Below are 15,285 nucleotides of genomic sequence, written 5' to 3' on the forward strand. Positions count from 1 at the left end.
CGGTTTATCCTTTTTTGCCCTCGGCGGCCGTCCTTGCCTGGACGCCGGCCTCGGGATTTTCTGCGGCGGCGGCCTGCGCGCTGGGCGCGGCCCGTTCCACCGGTTTGATTTTCTGGCCCGCGGCCAGGTGCGCGGCGTTCTCGACGACGATGCGCTCGCCGCCCGCCAGTCCCTGCGTGACGATCCAGTTGGCGCCCTGCAGCCGATGCGCCGTGACGGCGATCTTCTTCAGTTCGCCGTCCGGCCCGGCGGCCAGCACGTGCGCGCCTTCGGCGTTGCGCAGCAGGGCGTTGCGCGGAACCAGGTAGGTGTCGCGATTGATCGCCTGCTCCAGCCGCACCCGCACGTACATGCCCGGCAGCAGGTCGCGGCCCGGGTTCTCGAACAGCGCCCGCATGGTGACGTTGTCCGTGCCCGGATCGACCGCCAGGTCGGCAAACGACAGCGTGCCGCCGCGCGCGTACTCGGAACCGTCAGGCAGCAGCAGCCGCACCCGAACCTGGTCCGGCGCCACGCTTTCCAGGGCGCCGGCGCGGATCTGCTTCTGCAGCTGCATCACCTCGGCGGCGGGCTGCGCGAAGTTCACGTAGATGGGATCGATCTGCTGCACCACCGTCAGCGGCGTGGCCTGGCCTTCGCCGACCAGCGCGCCTTCCGTCACCAGCGCGCGCCGCGCCCGCCCGTCGATGGGCGAGGTGACGCGGGCGTAGTCCAGCTTCAGCTTGGCGCTTTGCAGGTTGGCGCGGGCCAGGGCGACCTCGGCCCGGGCCTGGCGTTCCTGTGCCACGCTTTCGGCGTGGTCGCGTTCGCTGATGGCGCGGTCCGACACCAGGTCCGCGTAGCGGCGCAGCTTGTCGGCGGCGGCGGACAGGTTCGCCTGCGCCCGCGCCAGGTTGGCGGCTTCGGAATCGTAGGCGGCCTGCAAGGGGGCGGGATCGATCTGGAACAGGGCGGCGCCGCGCGCCACGTCCTGGCCTTCCTCGTACAGGCGCGCGGTGACGATGCCCGCCACGCGGGCGCGCACCTCGGCCTCGCGATAGGGTTCCAGCCGGCCCGGCAGTTCGGTGGCGACGCTGGTGGGCGTGGCCGCCGCGACGATGACGCCGACCTCGGCGGGTTCCTGGGCGGCTTGCTGGGCTTCCGGCTTCGAGCAACCAGTAATAAGAACTACTACGGATAAAAGGGCGAGCGTGCGTAGAGAGACTCTTTGCTTCATTTTTAAAATTGTCGTGGTGTGGCCGCAGGGGGCCGTGGTGGGGAAAGGCGCCGACTTTCCCGGTGGGGAAGCGAGTCTATCATTTAAGAAAACTGCGAAAAGCGCACCTAGCCCGCGCAATGCATCATCCAGCCGTAACAGAACGAATGGTTTGATGCGAACCGGCTTTCCGGTCCCGCCATGGCTGTGATGAGTCTCCTTGAGGAAAATGCAGGCAAGCAGGAACGCGAACCCGTTGAGAAGGGCGGCGGCGATAAACGGGGCATGAGCAGAGATACCACCGAGCATGCCACCAAGTGCTGGCCCGGCAATCATGCCCGCCCCATAACAGGCCCCCATGTAGCCGAACCAGCGTGCGCGAGAACCTTCCCCCGTCGAATCGGCAATGGTTGAGGCTGCTACAGCTCCGGTTGCGCCCGTGACGCCGGACACGAGTCGGCCGATATAGAGCACCCATAAGACCGGCGCTGATGCCATAATCGTGTAATCGACTGCGGCTCCTGCAAGAGAAGCCAGAAGTACCGGACGCCGACCGTAAGAATCCGAAAGCTGTCCAAGCATGGGCGCGAAGACGACCTGCATCAATGCATAGAGCGACAGCAAGGCACCATAGTGTCCAGCGACCTGCTCTGCTGGCACAAGCTCACGCAGAAGCGTCGGAAGGACGGGCATGATGAGGCCGAGACCCATGGCGTCAAGACCCACGATCAGCAGGGCAATGATGGCAGAGCTGCGCACCTGAAACTCCAGCGCCGCTCAATGGAGCGACTTTATCAACGATAAGGAGATGGAAATATAACTTATCGGTGATAAATTGTCAAGCACTGGCGAAGGAACGTGAATGACCAAACTGGACAAGGGCACCGTGATCGCGGCGGCGCTAGAGCTGTTGAACGAGGTTGGCATGGACAGCCTGACGACGCGGAAGCTCGCTGAACGCCTCAAGGTTCAGCAGCCTGCGCTTTACTGGCATTTCCAGAACAAGCGAGCGCTGCTTGATGCGCTCGCCGAGGCGATGCTGGCGGAACGCCATACCCGCTCGCTACCCGAAGAGAATGAGGACTGGCGGGTGTTCCTGAAAGAGAATGCCCTGAGCTTCAGAACGGCGTTGCTCTCTTATCGGGACGGCGCGCGTATCCATGCCGGCACTCGACCGACAGAACCGAATTTTGGCACCGCCGAGACGCAAATACGCTTTCTCTGCGCGGAGGGCTTTTGTCCGAAGCGCGCCGTTTGGGCGCTCCGGGCGGTCAGTCACTATGTGGTCGGTTCCGTTCTCGAGCAGCAGGCATCTGATGCCGATGAGAGAGTTCCGGACAGGCCAGATGTGTCCGAGCAAGCACCGTCGTCCTTCCTGCACGATCTGTTTCACGAGTTGGAAACAGACGGCATGGATGCTGCGTTCAACTTCGGACTCGACAGCCTCATCGCTGGTTTCGAGCGGCTGCGTTCATCTACAACAGATTAGAGGCTTATGCCCCTTTGCCGCCCCAACTGCCACGACACCGATCCGCTTTGCACGATGCCCATGACCTCACGGCCGAGCTGGCGGTCGATGACCGGCCGCCACGGGACAAGGGAAATGAGCGGTATCTTGCCAGACAGGATACCGCCATTCACGAGGTTTCGAAGATTATTGCGCCGCATCGGAGCGGGCTTGCTTCCAGTCGTCGGCTAGACGACTGGCGACTTCTCGGTGGCAGCATCACGGGATCGAAGGAGCGCCAGCCCCAACGACACCAGCACTGCCATTGCCGTGGCGTAACAAATCACGGGCCACGCTGTATCGCCGTTTAACAGCGTCACCGCCAATGTCCCGACGATACTGACTATCAGGCTTTGGATGCAGAAGTAGAACGCAACCGCTGATCCAGCGATGTCGTCGAACTCTGCCAAAGCGCCGTTCGCGGTAACGGACACCGTGAAGACAATACCGACCGCGACAACCCACATCGGTAGGATGAAGGTGAGGAATGACGGCGAGCCGTAAAGTTCGCCGATCCCCAACAGGACCGCTCCGCAAACAAGCAACGCCATCCCACGCGCCACGCATCCTGCGATGCCCCATCTGGCGACAAAGGACTTCGCGAAACGGGTTGTCACGATCATTACAAGCGCGACAGTGGCGAAGGCAAAGCTGAATCCGATCTCGGAATATTCCGCTTGGCCTATGAGCACACGGGGAGCCGTCGAGAAGAAGACGAAGTAGGTGCCCATACCGGCGCTAAAGCCGACAGTGTAAACCCAAAAAGCCGGACTCGCGAAGATCGGCAAGACAGATCGGCGCGTCTTGACTTGATCCAGAGGGCGGGTTTCGTGCCACCTGAAACCCGCATTTAGGAGTGCGAGCATCGCCAGTATAGCCAAAGTAATGAATATCGCCTGCCATCCCAAGAACTCGCCGATCAATACTCCGGCGATAGGGCCGAGCGCAGGCACGAACGCCAGCATCGAACTGAAAAGGCCGTAGATGACGACACCCTCAGGACGGTTGGCATAAACGTCGCGAACCGTCGCGAACGTCGCCACCAGCATGGCCGACGCGCCCACTGCTTGAAGTAGACGGAAAGCGACAAAGGCCGGTGCAGTTGAAGACCAAGCTGCTCCCAGAGACGCAATGACGAAAGCCGTTGCGCCCGCAAGTAGAATTGGCCGTCGCCCGATTCTGTCTGAGAGCGGACCAAAAATCACCTGGCCCACGCCGAGCATCACCATATAGAGGCTCAACGTGAGTTGGATCATAGCGGGCGTCGTGTTCAGGATGCCGGGCATCGCTGGAACGACAGGGAGATAAATATCCATCGCCAGTGAAGCGAGGATGTCGAAAGGAGCCATCAGCAGCAGTGCTGCCGGCAGCGTATAGGCCCACGCGGGGCGTGTGGTGGTCATGACGAATCAACCCTCGATTAAGGAATACCGGGCGACGTCTGCTCGTCAGCAATCAGATGAGACTAGCCTTACAGAGCGCCGCAACAACAATACTGGTTGTTGCGGCTTACTTGTCTGCTGACTTGGAATTTCCCATCTGATTACTCCACGCTTACGAATATGAATTGCTACATTTTATCCGATTATCTTTTGCTTCGCAATGCGGCATGGGCGCACTCAGCGTTCCAGCCCCCTCTGCCGCCCTAACTGCCACGACACCGACCCGCCCTGCACGATGCCCATAACCTCGCGGCCGAGTTGGCGGTCGATGATCGGCCGCCACGGGACAAGGGTGAACTCATGGGATTTCTCGACCACGGCGAACTTGCCGCTCGATAGATGCACGGTTCCGGTAAACTTGCCGCTGACGCTCTCGCCGTCCGTGGCGGCGCGGAACGGCAGGCCCTTACTCAAAGCCATATCCGATCCGACGCCGGCTACCTCGCGCTCCCGCAGGATGGCGAGAAGGTTGCGCCGGTAGAAGACGCGGCTGTCCCGGCTGCGGGTGGCGTCGCCCTGTTCGATATGGTGCTCGCGGCGCTGGTCCATGGCTTCGCGGACTTGTTGCCCGAAGCCGGTTGGCGCAAGGTCGGCCGTCTCGCCGTGGATCAGCCGCCGGTCCATCCCCGGATCGAGGATGAGCCGGTCGGCAGCGACCCCGCTCCGTCGCAAGGCGGAAACCCGCGCCTCGAAGAACCGCACAATCTCGTCGAGCGCGTCTTCGGGTCGAAGGTGACCGGTGCGGGTGGCGATGCCATCCCGCTGCGCTGAGTGCATAACCACCAGCCTGCAGTCCGCCTCAGCAATATCGGGATAGAGCGCAGGGTCAGGAAATCCTTGGATATCGTTCAGGTAGCCCACGCCGCGCTTGAGCGCATAGCGCTGGGTTTCCGGTTGGAAGCTGTCGATTGAAACACGGTGCATCTGATCGGACAGGGCGTCTAAGAGCGGCGCAATACGTCTGATCTCATCGGCCGGCGATACAGGCCTCGCGTCCGGATGGCTGGCGGCCGGTCCGACATCCACGACGTCTGATCCGACTCGCAGCATTTCGATCGCCGCGGTGACAGCGCCGGCGGGGTCTAGCCGCCGGCTCTCATCGAAGAAGGAGTCCTCGGTGAGATTCAGAATGCCGAACACCGTCACCATGGCGTCGGCCTCCGCAGCGACTTCCACGATGGGGATCGGGCGAGCAAAAAGGCAGCAATTATGAGCCCCATACCTACAAAGCCCCACGCATCAAGCTTTTGCCCATGAAGCAACCAGGCAATGGCTGTAATTATGACGACGCCGAGTCCCGACCAGACTGCATAAGCAACACCGACAGGGATGGATTTCAGAACCAGAGAAAGAAAATAAAATGCGATGCCATAACCGATTATGACAACGGCGGAAGGGGCAAGCTTAGTAAAGCCCTCGCTAGATTTTAATGCGGATGTTGCGATTACTTCGCCAACTATTGCGATAACAAGAAAAAGCCAGCCTTTCATGATATATCTCCCAATTTGTGTAGGGCTTATTATGCACGCTTAAAAATAATAAAAGCAGACTTGACCTGATAGTTTGGCTGTGAGCAATTATGTGCTTAGTGCATCTAACGTTTGACATGAGGGGCGGCCAAGGGCGCCAGCCCTTGGACGTCCCCCTCGATGGAAGGGTTAGGCATCACTGCGTGTTCGCTCGAATGCCTGGCGTGTTTGAACCATGTACACGGCTGGACCATCTGGGGTGGTTACGGTACCTTGCCTCTCAAACCCCGCTTTCTCGTAGCATCGGATCGCTCGCAAGTTGCTCGGCGACGGGTCCGTTTGGATCTTGGTGACCTCGGGATCATTGAACAGCAACTCAACCAGTGCTCGAACCAGCTTGGTTCCCAAGCCTTTGCCCAGTTGTGATGCATTCGCCAGTGACTGGTCTATTCCGCGTACTCCTGGATCGGTTTCTTCTTCCCACCATCCGTCCCCGCTTCCAAGAGCAACGTACGACTGGGCATACCCAATCGGCTCTCCATTCAGCATTGCAATGTATGGAGTGACGGACTCTTGCGCTAAAACGCTTGGCAAGTACTGTTCCTGTACGTCAGCAAGTGTCGGGCGTGCTTCTTCTCCGCCCCACCACTCGACGATATGAGATCGATTTAGCCACTCATAGAGCATCGCAAGGTCATGCTCAGTCATGAGGCGCAGTGTGACGGAATCGTTGCTGTTGGTCACGATGCTGTACTTTGTGATGCCTAACGCCGAGTTCAGCCGCAGGCTGTAAGTTGGTTTTTTGTGGAATACTTTTGCGTAGCAAAACCACAAAAAGGCAACTTACAGGCTGTCGAGTGCGCGAAGCGCACGCTGCTGGAACGATTTGTTAGGCAGGCTCCGCTTAATCATATATGACATGAAGTCCATTGCGCTTTAGATTCTCCAAGGAATCCAGCATCGCTTTCAGGGCTTCAGCGGAGTGTCCCTCCCACTCTTCAACGACCCCCACAATCTGGAGAGGCTCAGAAGTTCGATAGGACATTGTTGGATTTCCTGGAAATTTTTTATTGGTAAGATTCGGGTCATCCTCGAAAGGTCCAGTTGGTTCAACTAAGTATATGTATCCCCGGCCATCTAGACCAGACAGTGAAACAGCGAGTTCAGCCCCCCAAATTGCTGGCTCAAGCATAGCTGAAAAATAAACGTGCTTGAGTGTGCGACCCTCTTCAAAATGAGTGTTGAACCCAGTTGTTAGGAGTTCACCTACCGATAATTTAGCTTTGGTACCATGATAAAACGGTCCCTGCATATTTTTACAATTTTCATGTGTGGTTGGAATCCAATCTTTAATCATTCTTCACTCCGAAGGTTGGGAAAAGGTTTGACAGCCTAACTTTGTTTTAGGGCGACTGCCCTGCTGCGTAACATCGTTGCTGCTCCATAACATCAAACATCGACCCACGGCGTAACGCGCTTGCTGCTTGGATGCCCGAGGCATAGACTGTACAAAAAAACAGTCATAACAAGCCATGAAAACCGCCACTGCGCCGTTACCACCGCTGCGTTCGGTCAAGGTTCTGGACCAGTTGCGTGAGCGCATACGCTACTTGCATTACAGCTTACGAACCGAACAGGCTTATGTCCACTGGGTTCGTGCCTTCATCCGTTTCCACGGTGTGCGTCACCCGGCAACCTTGGGCAGCAGCGAAGTCGAGGCATTTCTGTCCTGGCTGGCGAACGAGCGCAAGGTTTCGGTCTCCACGCATCGTCAGGCATTGGCGGCCTTGCTGTTCTTCTACGGCAAGGTGCTGTGCACGGATCTGCCCTGGCTTCAGGAGATCGGAAGACCTCGGCCGTCGCGGCGCTTGCCGGTGGTGCTGACCCCGGATGAAGTGGTTCGCATCCTCGGTTTTCTGGAAGGCGAGCATCGTTTGTTCGCCCAGCTTCTGTATGGAACGGGCATGCGGATCAGTGAGGGTTTGCAACTGCGGGTCAAGGATCTGGATTTCGATCACGGCACGATCATCGTGCGGGAGGGCAAGGGCTCCAAGGATCGGGCCTTGATGTTACCCGAGAGCTTGGCACCCAGCCTGCGCGAGCAGCTGTCGCGTGCACGGGCATGGTGGCTGAAGGACCAGGCCGAGGGCCGCAGCGGCGTTGCGCTTCCCGACGCCCTTGAGCGGAAGTATCCGCGCGCCGGGCATTCCTGGCCGTGGTTCTGGGTTTTTGCGCAGCACACGCATTCGACCGATCCACGGAGCGGTGTCGTGCGTCGCCATCACATGTATGACCAGACCTTTCAGCGCGCCTTCAAACGTGCCGTAGAAGGCACTGTTGCAAAGTTAGCGATGAGGCAGCCTTTTGTCTTATTCAAAGGCCTTACATTTCAAAAACTCTGCTTACCAGGCGCATTTCGCCCAGGGGATCACCATAATAAAATGCTGAGGCCTGGCCTTTGCGTAGTGCACGCATCACCTCAATACCTTTGATGGTGGCGTAAGCCGTCTTCATGGATTTAAATCCCAGCGTGGCGCCGATTATCCGTTTCAGTTTGCCATGATCGCATTCAATCACGTTGTTCCGGTACTTAATCTGTCGGTGTTCAACGTCAGACGGGCACCGGCCTTCGCGTTTGAGCAGAGCAAGCGCGCGACCATAGGCGGGCGCTTTATCCGTGTTGATGAATCGCGGGATCTGCCACTTCTTCACGTTGTTGAGGATTTTACCCAGAAACCGGTATGCAGCTTTGCTGTTACGACGGGAGGAGAGATAAAAATCGACAGTGCGGCCCCGGCTGTCGACGGCCCGGTACAGATACGCCCAGCGGCCATTGACCTTCACGTAGGTTTCATCCATGTGCCACGGGCAAAGATCGGAAGGGTTACGCCAGTACCAGCGCAGCCGTTTTTCCATTTCAGGCGCATAACGCTGAACCCAGCGGTAAATCGTGGAGTGATCGACATTCACTCCGCGTTCAGCCAGCATCTCCTGCAGCTCACGGTAACTGATGCCGTATTTGCAGTACCAGCGTACGGCCCACAGAATGATGTCACGCTGAAAATGCCGGCCTTTGAATGGGTTCATGTGCAGCTCCATCAGCAAAAGGGGATGATAAGTTTATCACCACCGACTATTTGCAACAGTGCCTCAGCAATCATATTTTTAAATTATATAACTCCCAACTGAGCTTTTGCTCCAACGATAAGGCTTTCATTTTGAGTTTCTAAGGCAAATAAACCATACATCAAAGGAGAGGCCGCTGCTCTTTCTAAAGTCTGTTCATATAGTTTATTCCAAACTTTACCCCCTAGTTTTTCATACTCGATGATTAGAGTTTTGAGGCTTTCTTCTCCAAACAAAGTTACATGCCCAGCAAAATCAATCGCTGGGTCATCTATATGGGCTGTTGACCAATCAATAACGCCTGAAACAGCTCCATCCTTTGAAGCTAGTACATGCCCAGCATATAAATCGCCATGTATAAATTGGGTGAAATCTGCCCATAGAACATCATTATCCAACCATTTTCTGTAGCGGGTTTCCAATTGCTCACTTATACCAATTTCAGATTTTACTAACTGCAAATTGTTTGCTATTTCAGGTCTTAAATCTGAAGGTTTCATAATTTTCAAATCATTTTCCCGAACTTCTTTTTCAGGAATACTATGGATTTCAAATAAGGTTTTTGCCAAAGATGTTATGTATTTCGGGCTATCTTTGTCCATATTCCAAATTATTTCATAGGTTTCAGCATCCAAATTTAAAACAGGATTATCTTTAAGTATGGGATAAGCCACTAATTCTGTAGATGAAATTCTCCAATCAGGAACCTCTACAGAAAGATGTTTTTTTACCAATTCTAAAATGCGTTTTTCTTTCTTGATTTGTTCCCTCATGCCATCACGACGAGGAATACGCAGCAACCATTGTTGCCCCTTTGTATCAAGAGCAAAAACGACCTTAAAATCAATGCCCATTTCATTGAAATTCATTTTGTCCGTAAGCAACAAGCCGTGTGCTTCAGCAAGTGATTGAATATCTTGAATTGTCATTTTTAATTTCCTTTAAAGAGTTCAATAATTAATGTTCGGATTAGATTGGCTATCATTAACAATCTCTCTCAAAAGTCTTGATGATTTTGTGGTCTTTGATCTCGTAGATAATGTCAGCAATATTATCGACCAATTGCTTGTCATGAGATACGAAGATAATAGTTCCTGCATAGGACTTCATCATTGTTTCTAATGCGGCAATACTTTTTAGGTCAAGATAGTTTCCTGGTTCATCCATAAGCAAAATATTATATTTTCCTAAAAGCATTTTGGATAAAAGCAGTTTGATGATTTCACCTCCCGATAAGTCGGATAAGTTTTTTTGAATATCATTCGCTCCGATCCCCATTGAAGCCAATACTGCACGAATTTCCGCAACTGTGTACTCGCACTCTTCCTGCATAAAGGAGAGCACAGATTTATGCGTGTTAAATTTATATCCTGTTTGTGTAAAGTAGCCAATTTCAGCTTTTGGAGATATGGTTAATCCATCAGCACGTTCTGATATCATTTTTAACAAGGACGTTTTCCCTGTTCCATTCGATCCAGTTATAGCGACTTTAGCGCCAAGCGGTATTATAAAGTTAGCGTCATCAAAGATAGTACGGCTACCAAATTTTAAGCTCAGACCATCTGCCGTAATCGGGAACTTATTGTGCAGTTCTAGGGCTGAACTTTGACGAAAACGAATAGAACGCAAATGCTCTGGTGCTTGAATATCTTCTAATGCAGCCAAACGCTTTTCCATACTCTTAGCTGCCTGATACAGTTTTCTTTGCTTGGTGCCAGTCATTTTTGCATGCCCAAGTCGTCCAGCACTTTCGGTAGAGTTTTTGGATTTTTCTCCTTTTTTCTTATTGTCTAATCGATTAGCTTGCTGGCGTTTTTCTTGCACAGCAGATTCTAATCGCTCCCGTTCCTTCATCATCAGCTCATATTCTACGGCTTGGTGTTGTCGCTCTTCTTCTTTTTGACGCAAGTAATCCGAGTAACCACCCCAATATTCCGTAATTTTACCGTCTTTTAACTCCCATATCTTGTCTACAACCATATCAAGAAAATATCGGTCATGACTGATAACAAGTAATGCTCCATCAAATGCTTTAAGTTGACCAATAAGTAGATCTATTCCATTGAGATCAAGGTGGCTGGTTGGTTCATCCGCTAGAATGCCATGTACTTGTTGGGAAAATGCGGCAGCAATTTTTGCACGAGTTTCCTCTCCGCCACTCATTGTGTCGTTTTGTACATTGGAAACACCAAGGCGAGATAACATTGCCCGGTCTTCGACCGTTTCTATTTCGATTCCGCCCAGTTGGCTGATATGTGCAAAATCACCAAAACGCTGTAATGTCGCTTCGGCTAAAACAATTTCGCCATTAAGTACTTTGAGTAAACTACTCTTTCCTGCTCCGTTATCACCCACAAGACCAATACGGTCATAAGAGTGAATTTCCAATTCATCAATATCCAAAACATCACGCCCAGCATAATCCAAGCGTATGTTTCTCGCTTTAATAATTAAACTCATTTTTATTTACTCCTGTTTAGCTCTTGAAATTTTTTATGCAGCAAACAGGATTTAGGTGAAAACAAAAGCTAGCATCACAGTGTCCTCCCAAAAAAAAAGCTATTCATCCACAGGGTGGACAAATAGCTAGTCAATTAAGTTATAACTGGAAACTATGCACTAAAAGCATACTTATAAATTAAGCATACTTTTACTTTATATATCCGCATATATTCTTAAAGACACAACAAAAGCCCACCATTATAAAATAGTGTCACTATGCAAATAGTTGTGTCTTAACGAATGCGGATAGAATGCATAAACTTACCTAAAAAATAAAATTCAGTTTTATGATAACTTTACTGTTAAAAGAAGTCTAGACAACCTTGTTTTATGCTTGGATATAAGGCTTATTTTAGGCACTGTTGCAAAGTTAGCGATGAGGCAGCCTTTTGTCTTATTCAAAGGCCTTACATTTCAAAAACTCTGCTTACCAGGCGCATTTCGCCCAGGGGATCACCATAATAAAATGCTGAGGCCTGGCCTTTGCGTAGTGCACGCATCACCTCAATACCTTTGATGGTGGCGTAAGCCGTCTTCATGGATTTAAATCCCAGCGTGGCGCCGATTATCCGTTTCAGTTTGCCATGATCGCATTCAATCACGTTGTTCCGGTACTTAATCTGTCGGTGTTCAACGTCAGACGGGCACCGGCCTTCGCGTTTGAGCAGAGCAAGCGCGCGACCATAGGCGGGCGCTTTATCCGTGTTGATGAATCGCGGGATCTGCCACTTCTTCACGTTGTTGAGGATTTTACCCAGAAACCGGTATGCAGCTTTGCTGTTACGACGGGAGGAGAGATAAAAATCGACAGTGCGGCCCCGGCTGTCGACGGCCCGGTACAGATACGCCCAGCGGCCATTGACCTTCACGTAGGTTTCATCCATGTGCCACGGGCAAAGATCGGAAGGGTTACGCCAGTACCAGCGCAGCCGTTTTTCCATTTCAGGCGCATAACGCTGAACCCAGCGGTAAATCGTGGAGTGATCGACATTCACTCCGCGTTCAGCCAGCATCTCCTGCAGCTCACGGTAACTGATGCCGTATTTGCAGTACCAGCGTACGGCCCACAGAATGATGTCACGCTGAAAATGCCGGCCTTTGAATGGGTTCATGTGCAGCTCCATCAGCAAAAGGGGATGATAAGTTTATCACCACCGACTATTTGCAACAGTGCCGTCCTGGGGGCTATTTGCGGAACTGCGGGCGTGGCGCTGTTGGTGTTGACACCAAACGCAGCGCTAGATCCTGTCGGCGTCGCAGCGGGCCTGGCGGGGGCGGTTTCCATGGCGTTCGGAACCGTGCTGACCCGCAAGTGGCAACCTCCCGTGCCTCTGCTCACCTTTACCGCCTGGCAACTGGCGGCCGGAGGACTTCTGCTCGTTCCAGTAGCTTTAGTGTTTGATCCGCCAATCCCGATGCCTACAGGAACCAATGTTCTCGGCCTGGCGTGGCTCGGCCTGATCGGAGCGGGTTTAACCTACTTCCTTTGGTTCCGGGGGATCTCGCGACTCGAACCTACAGTTGTTTCCTTACTGGGCTTTCTCAGCCCGGGGACCGCCGTGTTGCTAGGATGGTTGTTCTTGGATCAGACGCTGAGTGCGCTTCAAATCATCGGCGTCCTGCTCGTGATCGGGAGTATCTGGCTGGGCCAACGTTCCAACCGCACTCCTAGGGCGCGTATAGCTTGCCGGAAGTCGCCTTGACCCGCATGGCATAGGCCTATCGTTTCCACGATCAGCGATCGGCTCGTTGCCCTGCGCCGCTCCAAAGCCCGCGACGCAGCGCCGGCAGGCAGAGCAAGTAGAGGGCAGCGCCTGCAATCCATGCCCACCCGTTCCACGTTGTTATAGAAGCCGCATAGATCGCCGTGAAGAGGAGGGGTCCGACGATCGAGGTCAGGCTGGTGAGCGCCGCCAGTGAGCCTTGCAGCTGCCCCTGACGTTCCTCATCCACCTGCCTGGACAACATTGCTTGCAGCGCCGGCATTCCGATGCCACCCGAAGCAAGCAGGACCATGATCGGGAACGCCATCCATCCCCGTGTCGCGAAGGCAAGCAGGATGTAGCCTGTGCCGTCGGCAATCATTCCGAGCATGAGTGCCCGCCTTTCGCCGAGCCGGGCGGCTACAGGGCCGGTGATCATTGCCTGGGCGAGTGAATGCAGAATGCCAAATGCGGCAAGCGAAATGCCGATCGTGGTCGCGTCCCAGTGAAAGCGATCCTCGCCGAAAATGACCCAAAGCGCGGCCGGCACCTGTCCGACAAGTTGCATGATGAAGAAGACCGCCATCAGGGCGGCGACGACGGTCATGCCCCGGGCCCACCGGAACGAAGCGAGCGGGTTGAGAGCCTCCCGGCGTAACGGCCGGCGTTCGCCTTTGTGCGACTCCGGCAAAAGGAAACAGCCCGTCAGGAAATTGAGGCCGTTCAAGGCTGCCGCGGCGAAGAACGGAGCGTGGGGGGAGAAACCGCCCATCAGCCCACCGAGCACAGGTCCCGCGACCATCCCGAACCCGAAACAGGCGCTCATGAAGCCGAAGTGCCGCGCGCGCTCATCGCCATCAGTGATATCGGCAATATAAGCGCCGGCTACCGCCCCAGTCGCCCCGGTGATGCCGGCCACGATCCGCCCGATATAGAGAACCCAAAGGAAAGGCGCCGTCGCCATGATGGCGTAGTCGACAGCAGCGCCGGCCAGCGAGACGAGCAAGACCGGCCGCCGCCCGAAACGATCCGACAGCGCGCCCAGCACAGGTGCGCAGGCAAATTGCATCAACGCATACAGCGCCAGCAGAATGCCATAGTGGGCGGTGACGTCGTTCGAGTGAACCAGATCGCGCAGGAGGCCCGGCAGCACCGGCATAATCAGGCCGATGCCGACAGCGTCGAGCGCGACAGTGCTCAGAATTACGATCAGGGGTCTGTTGGGTTTCACGTCTGGCCTCCGGACCAGCCTCCGCTGGTCCGATTGAACGCGCGGATTCTTTATCACTGATAAGTTGGTGGACATATTATTGTTTATCAGTGATAAAGTGTCAAGCATGACAAAGTTGCAGCCGAATACAGTGATCCGTGCCGCCCTGGACCTGTTGAACGAGGTCGGCGTAGACGGTCTGACGACACGCAAACTGGCGGAACGGTTGGGGGTTCAGCAGCCGGCGCTTTACTGGCACTTCAGGAACAAGCGGGCGCTGCTCGACGCACTGGCCGAAGCCATGCTGGCGGAGAATCATACGCATTCGGTGCCGAGAGCCGACGACGACTGGCGCTCATTTCTGATCGGGAATGCCCGCAGCTTCAGGCAGGCGCTGCTCGCCTACCGCGATGGCGCGCGCATCCATGCCGGCACGCGACCGGGCGCACCGCAGATGGAAACGGCCGACGCGCAGCTTCGCTTCCTCTGCGAGGCGGGTTTTTCGGCCGGGGACGCCGTCAATGCGCTGATGACAATCAGCTACTTCACTGTTGGGGCCGTGCTTGAGGAGCAGGCCGGCGACAGCGATGCCGGCGAGCGCGGCGGCACCGTTGAACAGGCTCCGCTCTCGCCGCTGTTGCGGGCCGCGATAGACGCCTTCGACGAAGCCGGTCCGGACGCAGCGTTCGAGCAGGGACTCGCGGTGATTGTCGATGGATTGGCGAAAAGGAGGCTCGTTGTCAGGAACGTTGAAGGACCGAGAAAGGGTGACGATTGATCAGGACCGCTGCCGGAGCGCAACCCACTCACTACAGCAGAGCCATGTAGACAACATCCCCTCCCCCTTTCCACCGCGTCAGACGCCCGTAGCAGCCCGCTACGGGCTTTTTCATGCCCTGCCCTAGCGTCCAAGCCTCACGGCCGCGCTCGGCCTCTCTGGCGGCCTTCTGGCGCTCCTGCTGCGGCGTCCGCTCGTGGGCCGTGGCGCGGGTCCGCGCGCCGGCCTCGTGCGCCTGGCGCTCGCGGGGGTCGATAGAGAAAACGGGAAATAAAGCACGGTAAGACAGCGGCAGGCCATGCCATGCTTGGTCTTTCTGGAATGGTGTCCAGTTGAAGTATACCCTAATCTGG

General features: G+C 54.9%; 15 protein-coding genes and 2 pseudogenes. 4 read left to right on the forward strand and 13 right to left on the reverse strand.

All coding sequences use genetic code 11. The features are described 5' to 3' along the window. Nucleotides 1-4: 4 nt before the first annotated feature. Together QMY55_RS04415 and QMY55_RS04420 are read right to left on the reverse strand one after the other, a co-directional pair. Nucleotides 5-1,216, reverse strand: a complete 1,212-nt coding sequence (locus tag QMY55_RS04415; protein WP_054065465.1) for a MexX/AxyX family multidrug efflux RND transporter periplasmic adaptor subunit — start codon at nt 1,214-1,216, stop codon at nt 5-7. Between the two features lie 87 nt (nt 1,217-1,303). Further along, nucleotides 1,304-1,954, reverse strand: a pseudogene (locus QMY55_RS04420) (MFS transporter); the annotation flags it as partial. Between the two features lie 103 nt (nt 1,955-2,057). On the opposite strand from QMY55_RS04420, the gene tetR(G) reads away from it, so the two are divergent. Next, nucleotides 2,058-2,684, forward strand: a complete 627-nt coding sequence (gene tetR(G) / locus QMY55_RS04425) for a tetracycline resistance transcriptional repressor TetR(G) (RefSeq protein WP_000163574.1) — start codon at nt 2,058-2,060, stop codon at nt 2,682-2,684. Here tetR(G) and QMY55_RS04430 read toward each other — a convergent pair. The 6 genes and pseudogenes from QMY55_RS04430 to arr all read right to left on the reverse strand — a co-directional run. Beyond that, nucleotides 2,681-2,797 (reverse strand): annotated as a pseudogene (locus QMY55_RS04430) (DUF3363 domain-containing protein); the annotation flags it as partial. The gene tetR(G) and the pseudogene QMY55_RS04430 overlap by 4 nt on opposite strands. 93 nt (nt 2,798-2,890) lie before the next feature. After that, complete coding sequence (gene floR / locus QMY55_RS04435; RefSeq protein ID WP_130027288.1) at nt 2,891-4,105, reverse strand: chloramphenicol/florfenicol efflux MFS transporter FloR; 1,215 nt, start codon at nt 4,103-4,105, stop codon at nt 2,891-2,893. Nucleotides 4,106-4,321: 216 nt separating this feature from the next. After that, a complete protein-coding gene (gene folP / locus QMY55_RS04440) occupies nt 4,322-5,293 on the reverse strand; it encodes a dihydropteroate synthase (protein WP_283487484.1) in 972 nt (323 codons plus the stop codon). After that, nucleotides 5,287-5,634, reverse strand: coding sequence for a quaternary ammonium compound efflux SMR transporter QacE delta 1 (locus QMY55_RS04445; protein WP_000679427.1), 348 nt, complete (start codon nt 5,632-5,634; stop codon nt 5,287-5,289). The genes folP and QMY55_RS04445 overlap by 7 nt, the downstream gene beginning before the upstream one ends. Before the next feature lie 168 nt (nt 5,635-5,802). Continuing rightward, nucleotides 5,803-6,357: an aminoglycoside N-acetyltransferase AAC(6')-Ib4 gene (locus QMY55_RS04450; RefSeq protein ID WP_003159191.1), complete on the reverse strand. Its 555-nt coding sequence runs from the start codon at nt 6,355-6,357 to the stop codon at nt 5,803-5,805. Between the two features lie 160 nt (nt 6,358-6,517). Continuing rightward, nucleotides 6,518-6,970: an NAD(+)--rifampin ADP-ribosyltransferase gene (gene arr / locus QMY55_RS04455; protein WP_137162084.1), complete on the reverse strand. Its 453-nt coding sequence runs from the start codon at nt 6,968-6,970 to the stop codon at nt 6,518-6,520. Between the two features lie 175 nt (nt 6,971-7,145). Between arr and QMY55_RS04460 the strand changes: the two genes are divergently transcribed. Continuing rightward, nucleotides 7,146-8,105, forward strand: coding sequence for a class 1 integron integrase IntI1 (locus QMY55_RS04460; RefSeq protein WP_015057121.1), 960 nt, complete (start codon nt 7,146-7,148; stop codon nt 8,103-8,105). On the opposite strand, the gene QMY55_RS04465 is transcribed toward QMY55_RS04460, so the two are convergent. The 4 genes from QMY55_RS04465 to QMY55_RS04480 all read right to left on the reverse strand — a co-directional run bounded on the left by QMY55_RS04465 (nt 7,996) and on the right by QMY55_RS04480 (nt 12,353). Further along, nucleotides 7,996-8,700: an IS6-like element IS26 family transposase gene (locus tag QMY55_RS04465; protein WP_001067855.1), complete on the reverse strand. Its 705-nt coding sequence runs from the start codon at nt 8,698-8,700 to the stop codon at nt 7,996-7,998. The two genes, QMY55_RS04460 and QMY55_RS04465, sit on opposite strands and share 110 nt — an antisense overlap. Before the next feature lie 83 nt (nt 8,701-8,783). After that, on the reverse strand, nt 8,784-9,668 hold the full coding sequence (locus tag QMY55_RS04470; RefSeq protein ID WP_000155092.1) for an Mph(E) family macrolide 2'-phosphotransferase: 885 nt from the start codon (nt 9,666-9,668) through the stop codon (nt 8,784-8,786). A 55-nt stretch (nt 9,669-9,723) separates the two neighbouring features. Further along, nucleotides 9,724-11,199 carry an ABC-F type ribosomal protection protein Msr(E) gene (msr(E), locus tag QMY55_RS04475; protein ID WP_000052512.1) on the reverse strand — a complete coding sequence of 492 codons (1,476 nt, stop codon included), beginning with the start codon at nt 11,197-11,199 and terminating at the stop codon, nt 9,724-9,726. Between the two features lie 449 nt (nt 11,200-11,648). Beyond that, the gene (locus QMY55_RS04480; protein WP_001067855.1) at nt 11,649-12,353 is read right to left on the reverse strand and encodes an IS6-like element IS26 family transposase; all 705 of its coding nucleotides are present in this window, start codon (nt 12,351-12,353) and stop codon (nt 11,649-11,651) included. A 93-nt stretch (nt 12,354-12,446) separates the two neighbouring features. On the opposite strand from QMY55_RS04480, the gene QMY55_RS04485 reads away from it, so the two are divergent. Beyond that, nucleotides 12,447-12,944, forward strand: a complete 498-nt coding sequence (locus QMY55_RS04485; protein ID WP_001196786.1) for a DMT family transporter — start codon at nt 12,447-12,449, stop codon at nt 12,942-12,944. 31 nt (nt 12,945-12,975) lie between these two features. Here QMY55_RS04485 and tet(A) read toward each other — a convergent pair whose 3' ends face one another. Further along, the gene (gene tet(A), locus QMY55_RS04490) at nt 12,976-14,175 is read right to left on the reverse strand and encodes a tetracycline efflux MFS transporter Tet(A) (RefSeq protein ID WP_000804064.1); all 1,200 of its coding nucleotides are present in this window, start codon (nt 14,173-14,175) and stop codon (nt 12,976-12,978) included. Nucleotides 14,176-14,281: 106 nt separating this feature from the next. On the opposite strand from tet(A), the gene tetR(A) reads away from it, so the two are divergent. Then, nucleotides 14,282-14,932, forward strand: a complete 651-nt coding sequence (gene tetR(A) / locus QMY55_RS04495; protein WP_000164043.1) for a tetracycline resistance transcriptional repressor TetR(A) — start codon at nt 14,282-14,284, stop codon at nt 14,930-14,932. Nucleotides 14,933-15,285 lie beyond the last annotated feature (353 nt).

This window comes from Comamonas resistens (assembly GCF_030064165.1).
In the GTDB taxonomy this organism is placed as follows: domain Bacteria; phylum Pseudomonadota; class Gammaproteobacteria; order Burkholderiales; family Burkholderiaceae_C; genus Comamonas; species Comamonas resistens.